This is a genomic window from Litorilinea aerophila (assembly GCF_006569185.2).
In the GTDB taxonomy this organism is placed as follows: domain Bacteria; phylum Chloroflexota; class Anaerolineae; order Caldilineales; family Caldilineaceae; genus Litorilinea; species Litorilinea aerophila.
On the sequence record NZ_VIGC02000011.1, the window covers coordinates 52,721 to 70,374 of the forward strand.

Here is a 17,654-nt window from a genome sequence, read left to right on the forward strand (position 1 = left end):
CACAGATTCACGTAGATAGGTAGGTCCGGTCTCCTGGCCGGAGATCCGCACCCAACATGACAGGAACCCATGTCACGCAGGGATGCGTGACCTACGGGTCGTGCCGATTGTTCATCTCCCGCGGGGCCATGAAGGTGCAGGAAGCACTCAGATGCGGCGTAATCTGTGGCTAAAAACGAGCGTGCAAAGATAGTGAGCTGGAAAGGAAGTGGCAGAAAATGACAACAGTGCCCCTGGTGGGCGTGATCATGGGCAGCAAGTCGGACTGGGAGACCATGCGCCATGCCGCGGAGACGCTGGAACAGTTCCAGGTTCCCCACGAGTGTCGGGTGGTTTCGGCCCACCGCACCCCCGAGTGGATGATGGAGTACGCGTCCCAGGCCGAGGGGCGGGGGCTGGAGGTGATCATTGCCGGCGCAGGCGGCGCCGCCCACCTGCCCGGCATGGTGGCCGGCCACACCCTCCTGCCCGTGATCGGCGTGCCCATCCAGAGCCGGGCCCTCAACGGCCTGGATTCCCTGCTTTCCATCGTGCAGATGCCCGCGGGCGTCCCTGTGGCCACCATGGCCATCGGGCGGGCCGGAGCCATTAACGCCGCGCTGCTGGCCGTGGCCATCCTGGGCGCCCGACGGCCAGAACTGCGCCAGCGCCTGCAGGCATACCGCCAGGAACGGGCCCGTCAAGTCCTGGCAGAGACCCTGGAGTAAATCTGGAGCAATCGGATATATCATGCCACCCACAACGACCATGGCTGTCACAGAAAATTCCAAAACCAAGACAACGCCGATCCTGCCTGGCGCCACCATCGGCGTCTTCGGCAGTGGCCAGTTGGGGCGCATGTTGGCCCTGGAAGCCCGGCGCATGGGCTACCGCATCCACACCTTCTCCCCAGACCAGGACTCGCCCACCGGCCAGGTGGCCGACCGGGAGGTGAGCGCGGCCTACGCCGACCTGGATGCGGTGCGGCAGTTCGTGCGCGGGGTGGATGTGGTGACCTTCGAGTTCGAGAACGTGGCCGCGGCCGTGGCCGACATCGCCGCAGAGGAGGGCGTGCCCGTCCGCCCCGGGGGCTGGGTGCTCCACACGGCCCAGCAGCGCCTGCGGGAGAAGGGCTTTCTGGCCGAGGCGGGTCTGCCGGTGACGCCCTTCGTGCCGGTCCACAGCCTGGCCGATCTGGAGGCCGGGCTGGCGCGCCTGGGCTGCCCCGCGGTGTTGAAAACCGCGGCCTTCGGCTACGATGGCAAGGGCCAGGTCAAAATCGAGCGCCCAGACGATGCGGCCGCGGCCTGGCAGACCATCGGCCAGCAGGAGGCCATCCTGGAGGGCTTTGTGGACTTTCAGTGCGAGATATCGGTGGTGGCCGCCCGGGGCGTGGACGGCAGCTTCGCCCACTACGGCGCCATCGAAAACATCCACCGCAACCACATCCTGGACATCTCCCTGGCGCCGGCCCGGGTGGCCCGGCCGGTGGCCGAACGGGCGGTGGCCCTGGCACGGTCGGTGTTGGAAGCGCTGGATGTGATCGGCGTGCTCTGTGTGGAATGCTTCGTGACCCGAGGGGGAGAGGTCCTGATCAACGAGATGGCGCCCAGGCCCCACAACTCCGGCCATCTGACCATCGACGCAGCGGTCACCAGCCAGTTCGAGCAACAGTTGCGCGCAATCTGCGGCCTGCCCCTGGGCAGCACCGAGCTGCTGCGCCCGGCAGCCATGGCCAACCTGCTGGGCGACCTGTGGGAAACGGGCACGCCGGACTGGGCAGCGGCCTGCCAGGTGCCGGGCGTGAAGCTCCACCTGTACGGAAAGCACGAACCCCGACCTGGCCGCAAGATGGGCCACCTCACCGCGCTGGGCAGCAGCGTGGATGAGGCCTTGGCCCAGGTTGAGACGGCCCGGGCCCGCTTGCAGGGCTACGCCGGCGGCAGAGGGCCAACCCCCTGTTGAGAGACAGGTTCATGAGCCGTGAACCGGAGGAGGACTCCACCCATGTATTCCGACGATAAACTACACGAGGAATGCGGCATCTTCGGCATCTATGCGCCGGACCGGGAGGCGGCCCGTCGCACCTTTTTCGGCCTCTATGCCCTGCAACATCGGGGCCAGGAAGGGGCCGGCATTGTCTCCTGCGATGGCCGCATGGCCCATATCCACAAGGGCATGGGCCTGGTCTCCCAGGTGTTCAATGAAGAGAACCTGCGCTACCTTCAGGGCCACATGGCCATTGGCCACACCCGCTATTCCACCACCGGCTCCACCAAACTCCGCAACACCCAGCCCTACATCCTGGAGACCCTGGACGGCCCCCTGGCCATCGGCCACAACGGCAACCTCATCAACGCGCCCCAACTGCGCCGGGAACTGCTGGAACGGGGCGTGGGACTCCAGACATCCACCGACAGCGAGGTGATCATCCACCTGCTGGCCGGCGCCGGCGGGCCAGATTGGCCCACCCGCATCCGCATCATGATGGCCAAGGCCGAAGGGGCCTACAGCCTGGTCATCCTCACCCGGGAGGCCATCTACGGCGTACGGGACCCCTGGGGGTTGCGGCCGCTGGTACTGGGCGAGCTGGAAGGCGGCCACGTGCTGGCATCGGAGAGCTGCGCCTTCGCCACCATTGGCGCTCGCATGATCCGGGAGATCCAGCCGGGCGAGATTGTGCGGCTGGACCACAACGGCTACGAGATCATGCAGGGGGCGCCCCCCCAGAAGCTGGCCTTCTGCACCTTCGAGCAGATCTACTTCGCCCGCCCCGACAGCGTGCTCAACGGCCGACTGGTCCACCAGGTTCGCCAGAAGCTGGGCCGGCAACTGGCCAAGGAGGCGCCGGTCAAGGCGGACATCGTCATCCCGGTGCCGGACTCGGGCACACCCCACGCCATTGGCTACGCGCAGAAAAGCGGTATCCCCTACAGCGAAGGGCTGATCAAGAGCCGCTACATCGGCCGCACCTTCATCGAACCCACCGATCAGCTCCGCAAGGTGGGCGTGGCCATGAAGTTCAACCCCCTGCCCGACAACCTGAAAGGCCGTCGGGTGATCATGGTGGACGACTCCATCGTGCGGGGCAACACCTCTGGCCCTTTGGTACAGCTCCTGCGGGATGCCGGCGCGCGGGAAGTGCACGTGCGGGTGGCATGCCCCCCCATCAAGTTCCCCTGCTTCATGGGCGTGGACATGGCCACCCAGGCGGAGCTCATCGCCGCCAACAAGAGCATCGACGAGATCTGCGAACACATCGGCGCCGACTCCCTGGCCTTCCTCTCCATCTCCGGCATGATGAAGGCCCTCAAGGCCACCGACGGCTACTGCAACGCCTGTTTCACCGGCGAATATCCCTTCCAGACGCCCATCCCCCTCATCGAGCTCCAGGAAAAGGAAAAATTCCCCCAGGTGTGGGGAAATTGATGGGATCCACAGATGCCCCAAAGGGCACGGGGATGATTCACAGGGGATGATTCACAATCGTCGGAGTCACGGACAGGGCGGCGCCCAGGGGCGCACCTCTGGGCCCCTGTCCCTACACCCTGCACCGACAATCTTGAACGATACCCCAAGGGCACAACCTGGCCAGATGTCCTCAGAAATTGGGGCGATTGCCCTGATCCATCGACAAAAATCCATGCTACAATGGACTCCGAATTGTGGGCTGGGTAGTCCAGACCCGAAACCAACAGGAGCATGGGAAGAGGACTTATGAGCGAAACCCTCGTATCTGCCTATCGACGCCACCCGCTGGATGCCATCTTTGCCCCCAAGACCGTGGCCGTCATCGGCGCTACGGAAAAGGAAGGGGCCGTTGGACGCACCATCCTCTGGAACCTGATCAGCCACCCCTTCGGCGGCACCGTCTTCCCGGTGAACCCCAACCGAAGCAGCGTGCTGGGCATCCACGCCTACCCCAAAATTGCCGATGTGCCGGCCCAGGTGGACCTGGCCGTGATCGTCACGCCTGCCCTGACCGTGCCCGGCATCATCGAGGAATGCGTGGAAGCCGGGGTCAAGGGCGCCATCATCATCTCCGCGGGCTTCAAAGAGATCGGCAAGGCCGGCGCCCAACTGGAGCAGAAGATCCTGCGTCGAGCCCAGTCGGCCAAGATGCGCATCATCGGCCCCAACTGCCTGGGCGTCATGAGCCCCGTGACCGGGCTCAACGCCACCTTCGCCCGGGGCATGGCGCGGCCCGGCAACGTGGCCTTCATCAGCCAGAGCGGCGCCCTCTGCACCTCGGTGCTGGACTGGAGCTTCCGGGAGAACGTGGGCTTCAGCCACTTCGTCTCCATCGGCTCCATGTTGGATGTGGACTGGGGCGACCTGATCTACTACCTGGGTGACGACAGCCGCACCAAGAGCATCGTCCTCTACATGGAGACCATCGGCGACGCCCGCTCCTTCCTTTCTGCCGCCCGGGAGGTCTCCCTGAGCAAGCCCATCATCGTCATCAAGGCCGGACGCACCGCTGCGGCGGCCAAGGCGGCCGCTTCCCACACCGGCTCCCTGGCCGGCAGTGACGCGGTGCTGGACGCGGCCTTCCGGCGCTGCGGTGTGCTGCGGGTAGACTACCTTTCCCACCTCTTCGCCATGGCCGAGGTGCTGGATAAGCAGCCCCACCCCCGGGGCCGCAAGCTGACCATCGTCACCAACGCGGGTGGGCCAGGCGTCCTGGCCACCGACGCCCTCATCCAGGGGGGCGGCGAGCTGGCCGAGCTTTCAGACGAGACCATGGCCGCCCTCAACGAGGCCCTGCCCCGCCACTGGAGCCACGGCAACCCCATCGACATCCTGGGGGATGCCACGCCAGAACGCTACACCGAAGCCGTCAAGATTGCGGCCGACGATCCCAACAGCGATGGCCTCCTGGTCATCCTCACCCCCCAGGATATGACCTACCCCACCCAGACCGCGGAGCAGATGTCCCGGGTCCTGGCCAACACCCGCAAGCCAGTGCTGGCCTCCTGGATGGGTGGCCCCGAAGTGGCCGCCGGGGTCGATGTACTCAACCGGGCCAACATCCCCACCTTCGACTACCCGGACACCGCCTGCCACATCTTCAACTACATGTGGCGCTACACCTACAACCTGCGCAGCATCTACGAGACCCCTTCCCTGCCCATTGCCAGCGAGGCCGAAGCCACCAACCAGCGCCGGGCCACCGAGCTCATCGAAGAGGTCCGAAAGAAGGGGCGCACCATCCTCACCGAGTACGAATCCAAGCAGATCTTCCAGGCCTATGGCATCCCCACGGTGCCCACCCTGCTGGCCCACAGCCCGGACGAGGCCGTGGCCCGGGCCGAGGAGATCGGCTACCCGGTGGTGCTCAAGCTCAACTCCGAGACCATCACCCACAAGTCCGACGTGAACGGCGTGCAGCTCAACCTGACCAACGCCGACGAAGTTCGCCAGGCCTACGAACGCATCCGCCAGACGGTGACGGAACGCAAGGGCGCCGAACACTTCCAGGGCGTGACCGTCCAGCCCATGGAAAAGCTGGACGGCTACGAGCTGATCATCGGCAGTAGCCAGGACAGCCAGTTCGGGCCGGTGCTCCTCTTCGGGACGGGCGGCACCCTGGTGGAGGTCTTCCAGGATCGGGCATTGGGGCTGCCGCCCTTGAACACCACCCTGGCCCGCCGCATGATGGAACAGACCAAGATCTTCCAGGCCCTCCAGGGCGTGCGCGGCCGGGGACGGGTGGACCTGGAGGCGTTGGAGCGGCTGCTGGTCCGCTTCAGCCAGCTGGTGGTGGAGCAGCCCCGCATCCGGGAGATCGATATCAACCCCCTCTTCGCCTCTCCCGAGCGGCTGGTGGCTCTGGATGCCCGCATCGTCCTCCACGACCCGGATCTGCCCGACGAAGAGCTGCCCCGCCCCGCCATTCGCCCCTATCCGGTGCAGTACACCTGGCACTGGCAGTTGCCCGACGGCAGCCAGGTGGAGATCCGGCCCATCCGGCCGGAGGATGAGCCCCTGATGGTGGAGTTCACCCAGGGCCTCTCGCCGGACAGCCTCTACCTGCGCTACTTCCACGCCGTGTCCGTGAGCAGCCTCATCGCCCACGAGCAGCTGGCCCGCCTCTGCTTCGTGGACTACGACCGGGAGATGGCGCTGGTGGCTGTGCGCACCAATCCCGAGAGCGGGAAGCCAGAGATCCTGGCCCACGGCCAGCTCACCAAGCTCCACGGCACCAACGATGCCGAGTTCAGCATCCAGGTGCGGGATGACTTCCAGGGCACTGGCCTGGGCACCGAACTGCTGAGCAGGCTCCTGGAGATCGGGCGGCACGAAAAGCTGGAACGGGTGGTGGCGGAGATCCTGCCCGAGAACACCGGCATGCGCCGGGTCTGCACCAAGCTGGGCTTCAAGCTACAGACCAACCCAGAGACCCATACCGTGCAGGCGGAAATTCATTTGTGACGCCCATTGCGCGAACACTGCGCCCTATCCCTTTCCCAGGACAGACAGAAGCGGGGGAGCCGGGACGATCTCGTCCCGGCTCCCCCGCTTTCCATTTCATACCGATTGCCTGATCAAGCGCCATCGGAGGTCCGGTATGGAAACCGGACCTCCGAAGTGATGCAGCCCGCCCGGTCAGGAGGAGGGCCCCCAGCTGAGCATCTGCTCCAGGGCAAAGTTGTACTCTATCTCCACCGGGATCTCCAGGGGCCGCTGGCCACTGCCGTCGGCATTCATCACCCAGATGCGCCAGGGGCCGTGGCTGTTGTTGGCATCCCGGCTGCTCAGGTAGGCGATGTGGCGGCCGTCCGGACTCCAGGCTGGCGCCACGTTGTGGGGAAGCTGGTCCACCAGGGTGGTCACCGGACGGGTCAGGGCGGTCAGATCCGAGCCGTCCGGGTTGACGGCGAAGATCTCCCAGTGATTGCCCTCCCGGCTCTGGAAGACGATCCGCCCGGCGCCCGGCTGCCAGGCCGGATCCTGGTAGTACGGGGCGCTGATGACGGCCCGGGTCTCTCCGTCGGGCGTGTCCTGGGTGATCTCCAGGGACGTGGCCGCGCTGTAGACGATCCCCCCTTCGTTCCAGTCCGGCGCCTGGGCCGTGTTCAGGGAAGGCAGGTCCCGGTAGTTCTGGCCGTTGAAATCCACCCGAGCCAGCATGGTCTGGGGCTTGCGGATGAGAGGAAAGCCGCTCAGGAAAGGATTGTCCGGCAGGCAGATACCGAAGCCCACATCCCGACATTCATACGAATCGATGGCATAGCTGAAGACGATATACTGGCCGTCCGGACTCCAGCTGGGGCCCCGCATCCCGGCCCGGCCGTTGTAGATGCGCCGTTCGTTGCGGCCATCGATGTCGATCAGATACAGGCCAGACTCGCCCCCCTCCCGCACAAAGGCCACCGTGCGGCCGTCCGGGCTGATGTCCGGGTCGATGCCCGTGGTCAGAGGGCGCAGGCTGCCCGTGGCCAGCTCGTAGACGTAGATGGTGCCCCCACCCCGGTCCTGAAAAACGAGCCGCCCGGACAGTGCTGGCTCTGCCCGGGCGGTGGTGGGAGACGGGGCCGTGGCCCCTTGGGCCACGTTCCCCGTCTGGGTGGAGATGGGCAAGTCCAGGACCGAGCCGCTCAGGGAAATAAAGGGGGCCGAGACCCAGCCGAAGCCGCCGGGCAGATCCGGCACGGCAATTTGCACCCATGTGCCGGTGGCGTTGCGGCCCAGGGCAATGAACTGTTCGCCTGGCAGGGCCTTGCCCACGATGGCGTAGTTGGTGCCCGGCCCGGAGCGGATGTTCAGGCGGGCGTCGGTCAGCACCACCGTGGCCACGATGTCGCCCGGGCCCGCCTGGGGCGTGGGCCGCACCGGCTGGAGGGGCGTCGGCGAGGCCAGCAGGGTGGGCGTGGGCGTCGGCAGCGGCACCATGGCCGTTCCGCCGCCGGCCTCCCCCCCGGCAGAGGCCGCCTGGCCCCGGGGCGGCTGCTCCAGGACGGGCAGACTCTCCACGTTAAACGCAACCACCTGATCCCGCTCGACCCAGCCCTGGGCACCCGCGGCCGTGGTGGCGAAGAGCCAGCGGCCGTCACCCGTGCGGGCCAGCAGGGTCAGAGCCGTGCCGGTAGCCAGGGGCTGGAGGCTCTCGCCACCCGGTTCTGCCCGCAACAGGGCGCCACTCCCCCGTACCACTGCCACCAGGCGTGGCGCATTGACCGGCCAGGGCGTGGGCGTTGGGGTGGGTGGCGGCGTGGGCGTGGGGCTCGGCGTGGGAGAAGGGGTGGGGCTGGGTGTGGGCGTGGCCGTGGGCGCGGCCGCCGGCTGGGTAGCTGCCACCGTGGGCTCGGCCGGCGCGCTGCCCGCCTCCAGCATGACCGGCAGATCCTCCAGGCCGAAGGCCACGATCTGGCTGCGTTCAACCCAGCCCACCGTCTGCGCATCCACATAGACGACCAGCCAACGGGTGTCGGCAGTCCGCCCCACCGCGGTCAACACGGTACCGGGGGCCAGTGAGCGGAGGGCCGTGCCGCCGGGCGCGTCGTACAGGCTGGCTTCATTGGCCCCCACGATGGCCAGGATGCCTTCCTCGGCAGGCTGGACAGCCGGGGCAGCGGTGGTGGGGGCGGAAAAGAGAAGCCCGGCCAGGAGGATGGCCAGCAGGAAAGCCATCAACAGCCCCAGGCGCAGCCGCCCGCCCAGCCGATCTCCGGCTTGCAGGCGGCTTCGTCCGTTGACACCAGGTTCCAACTGTGACATCGACTTCGCTCCGTTCAGTTCCGTGAGTTCATGAGTTCAATTGAATCCACAGATTTCGCAGATGCGCACAGATTTTTATCCCGTCCTATCTGTGTAATCTGTGGATCAAAGCCAATCTGCAGAGGCGGTGTCTTTGACAAAGGTAAAGACGATCGGTAGAATCTATTCGACCGACCGTCCGGTCGGTTCAGTCCAGTGCATTATCGGTGTTCAATGGCTTCTTTGTCAAATGGACACCCCGAAAAAATGACCGCCGGGTCCAGGCTGATGGGATCCATGTTTACATCCATGTTTGTCGGAGAATCTCAAGCAGGGATCACGAGTAGGAGATTACCACCAGACAATTATGCCAGAGAATCATGACCATGGCGGATGAAACCAACGAGGCCTTTGCCTCCAAACAGGCTGTGCTGGAGGCCGCCCACCACCTGATCCGCCAGCACGGCTACGCCGGCCTCTCCATGCGAGAGCTGGCCCGGGCCAGTGGCCTGGCCAAAGGCACCATCTACCACCACTTTCAGGACAAGCGGGACATCTATCTCCACGTCCTGGAGCGGGATATCCAGATCGTATGCCAGCATGTGGCCACCGCTGCCGCCTCTTCAGAACATTGGAAGGAGCAGTTGCGGGCCATCGTCCGGGCCTATTTCCAGCTCCAAAGGGAACGGTGCGTCCTCATCCTGGCCAGCCTGCGGGAAGCGGTGGGAATGGAGCAACAGCTCTGCCAGCTCGTCCGCCAGTACCGGAAGGAGCTGCTGAAGCCCATCGCCCAGGTCCTGGAGCGGGGCATGGCCCAGGGCGAGGTGCGCCCCATCCACGTGGAGATGGCCGTGCTCAGCCTGGTCGGCATGCTCCACAGCTTCGTCCTCCACCATATGATCTTGCAGGAGCTGGAGGTGGACGAGGAAGCCATCATCGACCACACCCTGCAACTGTTTCTGTACGGAATCGCCCAAAACAGCACCTCGAACGGGACAAACCTCCCGGCATCCTCGGGCCAGTCCGTCGTTGACCAACATCCATGATTCAATACGCCATGATACCGTGGGAGTTTCACCCAGGAGAAACCGGGACACACCTATGACCAGCAAGAGAGAGCGTCATATTGGGGAGCTTGGCAAGCGTCAGCACGGCGCGGGCGCCAGCCGTTGGTGGATACCGAAGGCCCAGGTCCAGGGGGTATGGCCCCGGGTGGTCGTCTGGGCCAGCCTGGCCCTGCTGCTGGCAGCCTGTAACCTGGGCGGCAGCCAGGCAGAGCCGACCCCGGTAGCCGTGCCCACCTACGCGCCGCCGGATGGGGTCGGCACCGGCGTGGTGGCCGAAACGGCTGCGTCGGCCCCGGCGGCCGCAGAGGCGCCGGCAGCGGCAGCCCCCGCCCGCGCCGATGTCGCGCTGGGCTCTAACACCTACACCGGCGAAGTACAGGCCGAAGATCAGGTGACCGTGATGGCCGAAGTGGGCGGCCAGGTGCTGCAAGTCAACGTGGAAGTGGGCGACCGGGTCCAGGCCGGTGAGACCCTGGTCAGGATCGACAGCACCACCCTGGAAGCCCAGCGAGCCCAGGCCCTGGCCGGCCTGGAGGCGGCCCAGGCCCAACTGGACCTCCTCCTGACCAAACCGGACGAAAGTGACCTGGAGGCAGCCCGGGCTGCGGTGGCCGCCGCGGAAGCCGCCTACCAGCGGGCGGTGGAAGGCCCCACCGAGGAAGATCTCATCGTGGCCGAGACCCAACTTCGCCAGGCGGAAGCCGCGGTGAAGCGAGCCCAGGCCGCCTACAACCAGGTCTCCTGGAATCCCCTCATCGCGGCCTTGCCCGAGAGCTTGCAGTTGGAACAGGCCACCCTGAACCTGGAGGCGGCCCGGGCCCAGTACAACAAGCTGGTCAAGGGCTCCACCGCCGATGTCATCGCCGGGGCCTACGCCCAGCTGGCCCAGGCCCGGGCCACCCTGAAGCGCCTGGAGGAAGGGCCGGAAGCCGCCCAGATCCGGGCCGCCGAAGCCCAGGTCCGCCAGGCAGAGACCGCGCTCTACCTGGCCCAGCTGCAGCTGGACAAGGCCACGGTCAAGGCGCCGGTGGAGGGCGTGGTCTCCCAGGTGAATGCCACTGAAGGGGCCATGCTGGCCCCTGGCTCGCCGGTGGTCACCCTCCTCTCCCCGGCAGTCAAGGTCACCATCGCGGTGGAAGAGTTCCGCATCGCCACCGTGCAGGTGGGTCAGCCGGCTCGCATCCGCGTGGATGCCTACCCGGACCGGGTCTTTGAGGGGAAGGTGGCCATCATCGCGCCGGCCCTGGACACCACCACCCGAACCGTGCAGGTGACCATCCGCCCCACGGGGGATGCTTCCCTGCTGGTCCCCGGCATGTTCGCCACTGTAGAGCTTCTGGAAGGTGAGTCGTCATGAAGCTTTGGGACATCGCCATCCGGCAGCCGGTCTTCATGACCATGATCCTGGCCGCCGGCATCGTGTTGGGAACCGTCTCCTATTTCCGGATGCCGGTGGATCTGTTTCCCAACGTCGAATTTCCTGTGGTCCTGGTCACTACCATCTACCCCGGCGCCAGCCCCGAGGAGATGGAGCAGCAGGTGACCAAGGTGCTGGAGGAAGAGCTCAGCGCCATCAGCGGCATCGACTCGGTCATCTCCCGCTCCTCCGAGGGGCTCAGCACCCTCATCCTCCAGTTCGACCTGGACCAGTCAGTGGACAAAGCCAGCCAGGAGGTGCGGGAGAAGGTCAACCTGGTACGCAACCGCCTGCCCGACGGCATCCAGGAGCCCATCATCCGCCGCTTCAACCCATCCGACAACCCCATCCTGCTCTTCGGCGTGGCCGACCGTTCGGGCCAATACGCGCCGGTGGAGCTGCGTAAGCTGGTGGAGGACATCATCCAGGCGCCCCTGCAGCGGGTGCCCGGGGTGGCCGCAGTGGATGTGGATGGCGGCCAGGTGCGGGAAATCAAGGTGGAGCTGGACCTGGAAGCCCTGGAGGCGCGGCGCATTGCCCCCCAGCAGGTGGTGGAAGCCCTCCGCGCCGAGAATCTGAACATCCCCGGCGGTTCCGTGGTGACCCCCCAGCAGGAACTGGCCGTGCGCACACCCGGCAATTTCCAGACCCTGGACGAGCTGCGCAACCTGGTCATCGCCCGGCGGACCGCGCCTGTCTACCTGCGGGACGTGGCTCGAGTGGTCGATGGCTTCGAAGAGCGGGAAGTCATCACCCGGCTGAACGGCCAGGAGTCCATCGTGGTGCGGGTACGCCGGCAGAGCGGCACCAACACCACCGCCGTGGCCAACGCCGTCAAGGAAGAGCTTCAGACCATCGCCCAGGCCAATCCCAACCTGGAGATCGTCATCGCCGGCGATGAATCCCTGCTGGTCAAGCAGTCCACCGATGGCGCCTTCGAGGACCTGATCTGGAGCTCCATCCTGGCGACCCTGGTCATCCTCTTTTTCTTCCGGGACCTGCGCAACACGGTCATTACCATGGCCGGGCTGCCCGTGATCATGGTGGCCACCCTCTTCTTCATGGACCTGGCCGGCATCTCCCTGAACCAGGTCTCCCTGCTGGCCCTGGCCCTGGTGGTGGGCCTGGTCATCGACGACGCCATCGTGGTGCGCGAGAACATCATGCGCTGGGTGGAAAAGGGCTACAAGCCCCGGGAAGCGGCCAGCAAGGGGACGGCGGAGGTGGTGTTGCCGGTGCTGGCCACCAGCGCCACCATCCTGGCCGTTTTCTTGCCCGTGGCCTATGCCGAGGGGATCATCGGCAAATTCTTCCGGGACTTTGGCCTGACCGTCTCCATCGCCATCGCCGTCTCCACCTTCGAGTCCCTGACCATGGCGCCCATGTTGAGCGCCTACTTCTTCCGGGCCAGCGAAAATGTGGACCGGGAGATCGACGAGAGCCGGGGCAACGAAAGTGGCAGCGGCCTTCTGGCCCGCATCTACGGCCGCAGCCTCAACTGGGCGCTGGACCACAAGCTGATCTCCAGCCTGGTGGCTGTGGCTGTGATTGCGGTCAGCCTCTACAGCGCTCGCTTCATCGAGCAGAGCTTCCTGCCCAGCCTGGACCGGGGCCAGTTCGACGTCTCCATGGAGATGCCCCTGGGGACCTCCCTGGCCGTCACCCAGGCCGAGGCGATTAAGGTAGAAGAGATCCTGCGCAGCCATCCCGACGTGGCCGACGTCTTCACCACCATCGGCGGCACCAGCACGCCCGAACAGGCCAGCTTCTTCGTAAAAGTCAAGGATGAGGACGGCCGGAAGGTGGACACCCGGAAGGTCATCAACGACCTGCGCAGCGCCCTGGCCAACGTGCCTGGCATCTCCTTCCAGCTGGCCGACAGCGCCACCGGCGGCGACGTGATTCTGGGCGGCAAGGACGTGATCGTGGAGATGACCGCCTACTCGGGCGATTACGGACTGCTGGCCCAGGAGGCCCGGCGGGTCGCCCAGGAGATGGCCCAGATCCCCGGCATTGTGGACATCGACGTCAGCTACAAAGAAGGACGGCCAGAGCTGCAACTGGAGATCGACCGACAGCGGGCCTCGGACCTGGGGCTGAGCACGGCCCAGATTGGCGCCACCGTGCGCACCCTGGTCAACGGGGAAGTGGCTTCCGTCTTCCGGGGCGAGGGCCCAGAGGCCGACATTCGGGTACAGCTCAGCCAGGCGGATCGGGCCAGCGTGGAAGACATCCTCAACATCGGCCTGCTCTCGCCCACGGGGCAGGTGATCCCCCTGCGCAACGTGGCCCGGGTGCAGATTGCCTCTGGCCCCAACGAGATCGTGCGGGTGGACCGGCAGCCCACCATCAGCATCGGCGCCAACATCAGCGGCCGGGACGAGCCCAAGGCCACGGCGGATGTGGTGGCCCTGCTGGAGCGCATGGACTTCCCCACCGGCATCGAGGCGAAACTGGGCGGTGATGCCGAGGCCCAGGCGGACGCCTTCCGGAACCTGGGGCTGGCCCTGGCCCTGGCCATCATCTTCATCTACATGGTGCTGGCCAGCCAGTTCGGCAGCTTCATCCAGCCATTGCTCATCATGCTGGCCATGCCCCTGGCCGTCATCGGCGCCATCCTGGCCCTCTCCATCAGCGGACGCCCCCTGGACCTGACCGCGTTCATCGGCTTCATCATGCTCATGGGGCTGGTGACCAAAAACTCCATCCTGTTGGTGGACTTCGCCAACCGGGAGCGGGCCCGGGGCCTGGACGCGGACACGGCCATGCGCCACGCCGGCCCGGTGCGCCTGCGCCCCATCTTGATGACCGCCCTGTCCATGATCCTGGCCATGATTCCGGTGGCTTTGGGCCTGAGCGCCGGCGGCGAGTTCCGCTCCTCCATGGCCATCGCCATCATGGGCGGCATGATCACCAGCACCTTCCTCACTTTGATGGTGGTGCCCATCGGCTACAGCCTGGTGGTGGGCACCCTGGATCGACTGGGGCGGCGGATTCGATCCGGTCAGGAACGGACCGAGGCCGGGCAAAGTCCGGCGGAAGGCACAGTCCAACCGGTGGGCGACTGAGGTGAAACTGATCCTGCACTATCTTTGCATTTTCTTTCCAGCCATAGATTCCACAGATTACAACGCGTCTGAGGATGTTCACTCCGCCCATGGACCACCATCGCGACGCGGAGTCGGCATCCTCAGATGCCGACCCAGTCGCTGCGCAGCCGTTGCCGTCCCTGCGCCTGTCCGAATTGGGTGCAACACGTGCGTAGGGCGGGTCTCTGGCCCGCCGTGGGTGGCCGGTTCGACAGCGGGCGGGCACGGCGGCCCGCCCCTACGGGGACGGGCGCCCTTCCGGGCACCACCGTGCGGCCGGAGACCGCACCTACGACAGGAGCCGTCATCCGCGCAGATCGGACGCCACGGATAGGTGGGGCGGCTGTGAAATCGATGGGGCGGATCTGCAAAGATAGTGTGTACTAGAGCCCTCATTGAATCGATGTTACAATAGGCTGGCTTGCGTCGACGCTGAGACAAGCGCCAGGGTCAACCATCCCTGAGCCCCACGAGAGAAGATATCGATTCAATGAAGTGGTCTCGTCTGGATTGGATCCTACTGCTGGCAGTCACCCTCCTGGCCGCGGGCCTGCGCTTCTACCGGCTGGGCGAAGTCCCACCCGGGTTCCAGTTTGACGAAGCCTTCAACGCCATCGATGCCCGGCTGGTCCTCCAGGGGCACCGCCCCCTCTTCTTGCCGGCCAACGCGGGCCGGGAAGTGCTCTACACCTACTGGCAGGCCCTGCTGGCCAGCCTCTTTGGGCTGAACGTCTACACCCTGCGACTGGCCTCTGCCCTGGCGGGCATTGTGGCGGTTCCGGCCACCTACCTGCTCCTGCGCACCCTGCTGCGCCAGGGCAGCCGGGCGATAGCCCTGTTCACCAGCCTGGCCCTCTGCCTGAGCCTGTGGCACATCCACTTCAGCCATTACGGCATCCGGGTCATCACCATGCCGGTCATCTTCAGCGGCCTCTTCGGCCTCTACTGGCTGGGCCACCATGGCAGCAGCCGGCGGGTGCGCCTCGCAGCCTATGGGCTGGCCGGCGTGCTGGCGGGCCTCAGCGTGTGGACCCATCCCACCGGCCGCTTTGTGCCCTTTGTGCTCATCCTCTACACCGCCTGGCTCTGGTGGCGTTCACCGGCCCACCGCCGGCTGCACCTGGACAGCCCGGTGGGTGGGTTGCTGCTCACGGGCGCGGTGGCGTTCCTGGTCTTCCTGCCCCTGGGGCTGGAATTCTACCGCCACCCGGAATTCTTCTTCGGCCACGCCTCGGAGGTCTCGGTCTTTGCCCCCCGGGTGGGCGGCGATGCCCCCTGGCGAGTGCTGATGGGCAACTTCTTCCGGGTGCTGGGGATGTTCAGCGTGGCTGGCGACCGGGAATGGACCCACAACCTGGCCGGGCGCCCGGTCTTCGACCCGCTGATGGCCATCCCGTTCTACATCGGCCTGATCCTCTGGGCAGAGCGCCTGTGGCGGCGTCGGGGAGAAGCCGGGGATGTGGATGCCCTGGCACTGCTGGCGCTGTGGGCGGGCATCATGCTCTTCCCCTCCATCCTCAGTGAAGCCGCGCCCAACTACTCCCGTACCCTGCCCGCCCTGCCCGCGCTCTTTGTACCGGTGGGGCTGGGCCTCCACTGGCTGTGGGAACGGCGGCATCCGGTGCCCTGGCTGGGCCCTGCCCTGGTGGCCGTGATCGTGCCCGTCAGCGGTGGGCTGGCGGCCTACGACTATTTTGGCCGCTTCGCCAACAGCCCGGAAGTGTACTACATGTACGACGCCGAGAAGCTGGATGCGCTGGCCTACCTGGCCGAGCTGACCGGCGACAACCAGGTCTACCTCTCCCAGCTTTGGGGCGACATGCACGCCACCGTCTTCTACCTGCGGGGCAACCTGGGCATCAAATCCCTGGACACCACCGACACCCTGGTGCTGCCGCCGCCAGGCCAGGGCGCGGTCTACGCCTTTCCACCCGAGCAGAAACGCCGGGCGGAACGGCTGGCCGAAAGCTGGCCCGCGCTGCGCCTGGACGTGGTGCCAGACCGCTATGGGGAGCCCCTGCTCTACACCCTGGCCCTCCGGCCCGAGGACGCCCAGGAATGGCCGGCCCCCTACGAGCCCACCCAGACCCACACGGCGGCGTTCCAGGGCGCGCCCACCCTGCTGGGCATGCGGCCGGAGTCGGATGCTCCGGCCCTGCGCCTGTACTGGCGAGCCGACGAGCCCATGGGACAGAGCCTCACCTCCTTCGTCCACCTGCTGGACCAGGACGGACACCGGGTTGCCCAGATGGACAAATTGCCGGGCAACGGCAGCTACGCCACCATCCACTGGACGCCCGGCGAACGAGTCATCGACCGCTATCCGTTGAATGTGCTGGATCTCTGCGCCGGTGGGGAAACCCTTCGGGTGCAGGTGGGTTGGTACCAGGCGGGCGTGGAGGGCGCCCTTGATGCGCAGCCCCTCCGCCGGGCCGATGCGCCGGGCCATACCGCCCTCGCCGGCCAGATGACCCTGCCCTTCATCGGCCAGCCGCCAGCCCAGATGGAGCCGCCCGTCCGCCTGGATCTGCCCTTGCGGGAGGACCTGGCGCTGGTGGGCTATGGGCTGACGGGCGAGGATCTCCAGGCCGGCGCGCCGGTCACCCTGGATCTCTACTGGCACAGCACCCGGCCAGCCGATGCCCCGCCCCCCACCGAAGAACCCGTGACCCTCTACCTGGCACGGACAGGGCAACGGGAGGTGCTCTGGGAGGGACAGCTGGCTCCAGAGGGATATTGGGCCGCCGGCGAGGTTCTCTGCCGCCGGCTGCGGCTGCGCCTTCCCGCAGAGGCAGCGCCCGGGACCTATCGCCTGGAGGTGGATCTGAATGAAGCCCGCTCGCCAGATCCTACGCCCCTGGCCGACCTGACCCTGGGGCCGTCCACCCGCCTGTTCCAGCCACCGGCATTGACCCTGTCCACGGAAGCCATCCTCGGCGAGCCCGACGGCAGCCACGGCCAGGCCAGGCTGCTAGGCCTGGCGACGCTGGACTGGCAGTCGCCCCAGGAGAACCCGGCCGGCGCGCCCTCGCTGGCCGTGGACCTGGTGTGGGAAGCTCGCTCGCCGTTTCCCAGCAGCTACAAGGTCTTCGTCCACCTGGTGGACCAGCACGGCCAGATCGTGGCCCAGTCGGATGCAGTGCCGGGCCCCGACTACCCTGTCACCCGGTGGCTGCCCGGGGAAGTGGTGGTGGACCGGCACATCCTGGCCGTGTCCGGGGAACTGCCGCCGGGCCGCTATCAGCTCTTTGCCGGCCTGTACGACCCGGTGAGCGCACAGCGGCTCCCGGCCTACGACGGGACGGCGCAGCGCCTGCCCGACGACCGGGTCTCCCTGGGCGAGGTGACCTGGCCGCCTGCCGCGCCGTGAGGGCTTGCAACCGCAGAGAGCATCTACAGATT

9 protein-coding genes are annotated in these 17,654 nt (G+C 66.4%); 8 read left to right on the plus strand and 1 reads right to left on the minus strand.

Going from position 1 to position 17,654, the window contains the following annotated elements; genetic code table 11:
- Positions 1-218: 218 nt before the first annotated feature.
- The 4 genes from purE (at position 219) to FKZ61_RS10250 (ending at position 6,414) form a co-directional block, all read left to right on the plus strand.
- Positions 219-707 carry a 5-(carboxyamino)imidazole ribonucleotide mutase gene (purE, locus tag FKZ61_RS10235; protein WP_141610022.1) on the plus strand — a complete coding sequence of 163 codons (489 nt, stop codon included), beginning with the start codon at positions 219-221 and terminating at the stop codon, positions 705-707.
- A 22-nt stretch (positions 708-729) separates the two neighbouring features.
- Entirely contained in the window at positions 730-1,944 is a 1,215-nt protein-coding gene (locus FKZ61_RS10240) for a 5-(carboxyamino)imidazole ribonucleotide synthase (RefSeq protein WP_229964207.1), read from the plus strand.
- Between the two features lie 42 nt (positions 1,945-1,986).
- On the plus strand, positions 1,987-3,408 hold the full coding sequence (purF, locus tag FKZ61_RS10245; RefSeq protein ID WP_141610023.1) for an amidophosphoribosyltransferase: 1,422 nt from the start codon (positions 1,987-1,989) through the stop codon (positions 3,406-3,408).
- 288 nt (positions 3,409-3,696) lie between these two features.
- Positions 3,697-6,414, plus strand: a complete 2,718-nt coding sequence (locus FKZ61_RS10250; RefSeq protein ID WP_229964208.1) for a bifunctional acetate--CoA ligase family protein/GNAT family N-acetyltransferase — start codon at positions 3,697-3,699, stop codon at positions 6,412-6,414.
- 174 nt (positions 6,415-6,588) lie between these two features.
- Here the strand turns inward: FKZ61_RS10250 and FKZ61_RS10255 are convergent, their stop codons facing one another.
- Positions 6,589-8,700 (minus strand): SH3 domain-containing protein, encoded by a 2,112-nt coding sequence (locus FKZ61_RS10255; RefSeq protein ID WP_170199532.1) that lies wholly within the window; start codon positions 8,698-8,700, stop codon positions 6,589-6,591.
- Between the two features lie 365 nt (positions 8,701-9,065).
- On the opposite strand from FKZ61_RS10255, the gene FKZ61_RS10260 reads away from it, so the two are divergent.
- The 4 genes from FKZ61_RS10260 to FKZ61_RS10275 all read left to right on the plus strand — a co-directional run bounded on the left by FKZ61_RS10260 (position 9,066) and on the right by FKZ61_RS10275 (position 17,622).
- Positions 9,066-9,725 (plus strand): TetR/AcrR family transcriptional regulator, encoded by a 660-nt coding sequence (locus tag FKZ61_RS10260; protein WP_170199534.1) that lies wholly within the window; start codon positions 9,066-9,068, stop codon positions 9,723-9,725.
- Positions 9,726-9,780: 55 nt separating this feature from the next.
- Positions 9,781-11,103: an HlyD family secretion protein gene (locus FKZ61_RS10265; RefSeq protein WP_141610028.1), complete on the plus strand. Its 1,323-nt coding sequence runs from the start codon at positions 9,781-9,783 to the stop codon at positions 11,101-11,103.
- Complete coding sequence (locus FKZ61_RS10270; protein ID WP_141610029.1) at positions 11,100-14,231, plus strand: efflux RND transporter permease subunit; 3,132 nt, start codon at positions 11,100-11,102, stop codon at positions 14,229-14,231. Before FKZ61_RS10265 ends, FKZ61_RS10270 begins: the two co-directional genes overlap by 4 nt.
- A gap of 511 nt (positions 14,232-14,742) precedes the next feature.
- Positions 14,743-17,622 carry an ArnT family glycosyltransferase gene (locus FKZ61_RS10275; protein ID WP_141610030.1) on the plus strand — a complete coding sequence of 960 codons (2,880 nt, stop codon included), beginning with the start codon at positions 14,743-14,745 and terminating at the stop codon, positions 17,620-17,622.
- Positions 17,623-17,654: the final 32 nt, after the last annotated feature.

Coding starts and splice junctions, on each gene's coding strand:
- purE (WP_141610022.1), top strand. CDS start 219: ATGACAACAGTGCCCCTGGTGGGCGTGATCATGGGCAGCAAGTCGGAC.
- FKZ61_RS10240 (WP_229964207.1), top strand. CDS start 730: ATGCCACCCACAACGACCATGGCTGTCACAGAAAATTCCAAAACCAAG.
- purF (WP_141610023.1), top strand. CDS start 1,987: ATGTATTCCGACGATAAACTACACGAGGAATGCGGCATCTTCGGCATC.
- FKZ61_RS10250 (WP_229964208.1), top strand. CDS start 3,697: ATGAGCGAAACCCTCGTATCTGCCTATCGACGCCACCCGCTGGATGCC.
- FKZ61_RS10255 (WP_170199532.1), bottom strand. CDS start 8,700: ATGTCACAGTTGGAACCTGGTGTCAACGGACGAAGCCGCCTGCAAGCC.
- FKZ61_RS10260 (WP_170199534.1), top strand. CDS start 9,066: ATGGCGGATGAAACCAACGAGGCCTTTGCCTCCAAACAGGCTGTGCTG.
- FKZ61_RS10265 (WP_141610028.1), top strand. CDS start 9,781: ATGACCAGCAAGAGAGAGCGTCATATTGGGGAGCTTGGCAAGCGTCAG.
- FKZ61_RS10270 (WP_141610029.1), top strand. CDS start 11,100: ATGAAGCTTTGGGACATCGCCATCCGGCAGCCGGTCTTCATGACCATG.
- FKZ61_RS10275 (WP_141610030.1), top strand. CDS start 14,743: ATGAAGTGGTCTCGTCTGGATTGGATCCTACTGCTGGCAGTCACCCTC.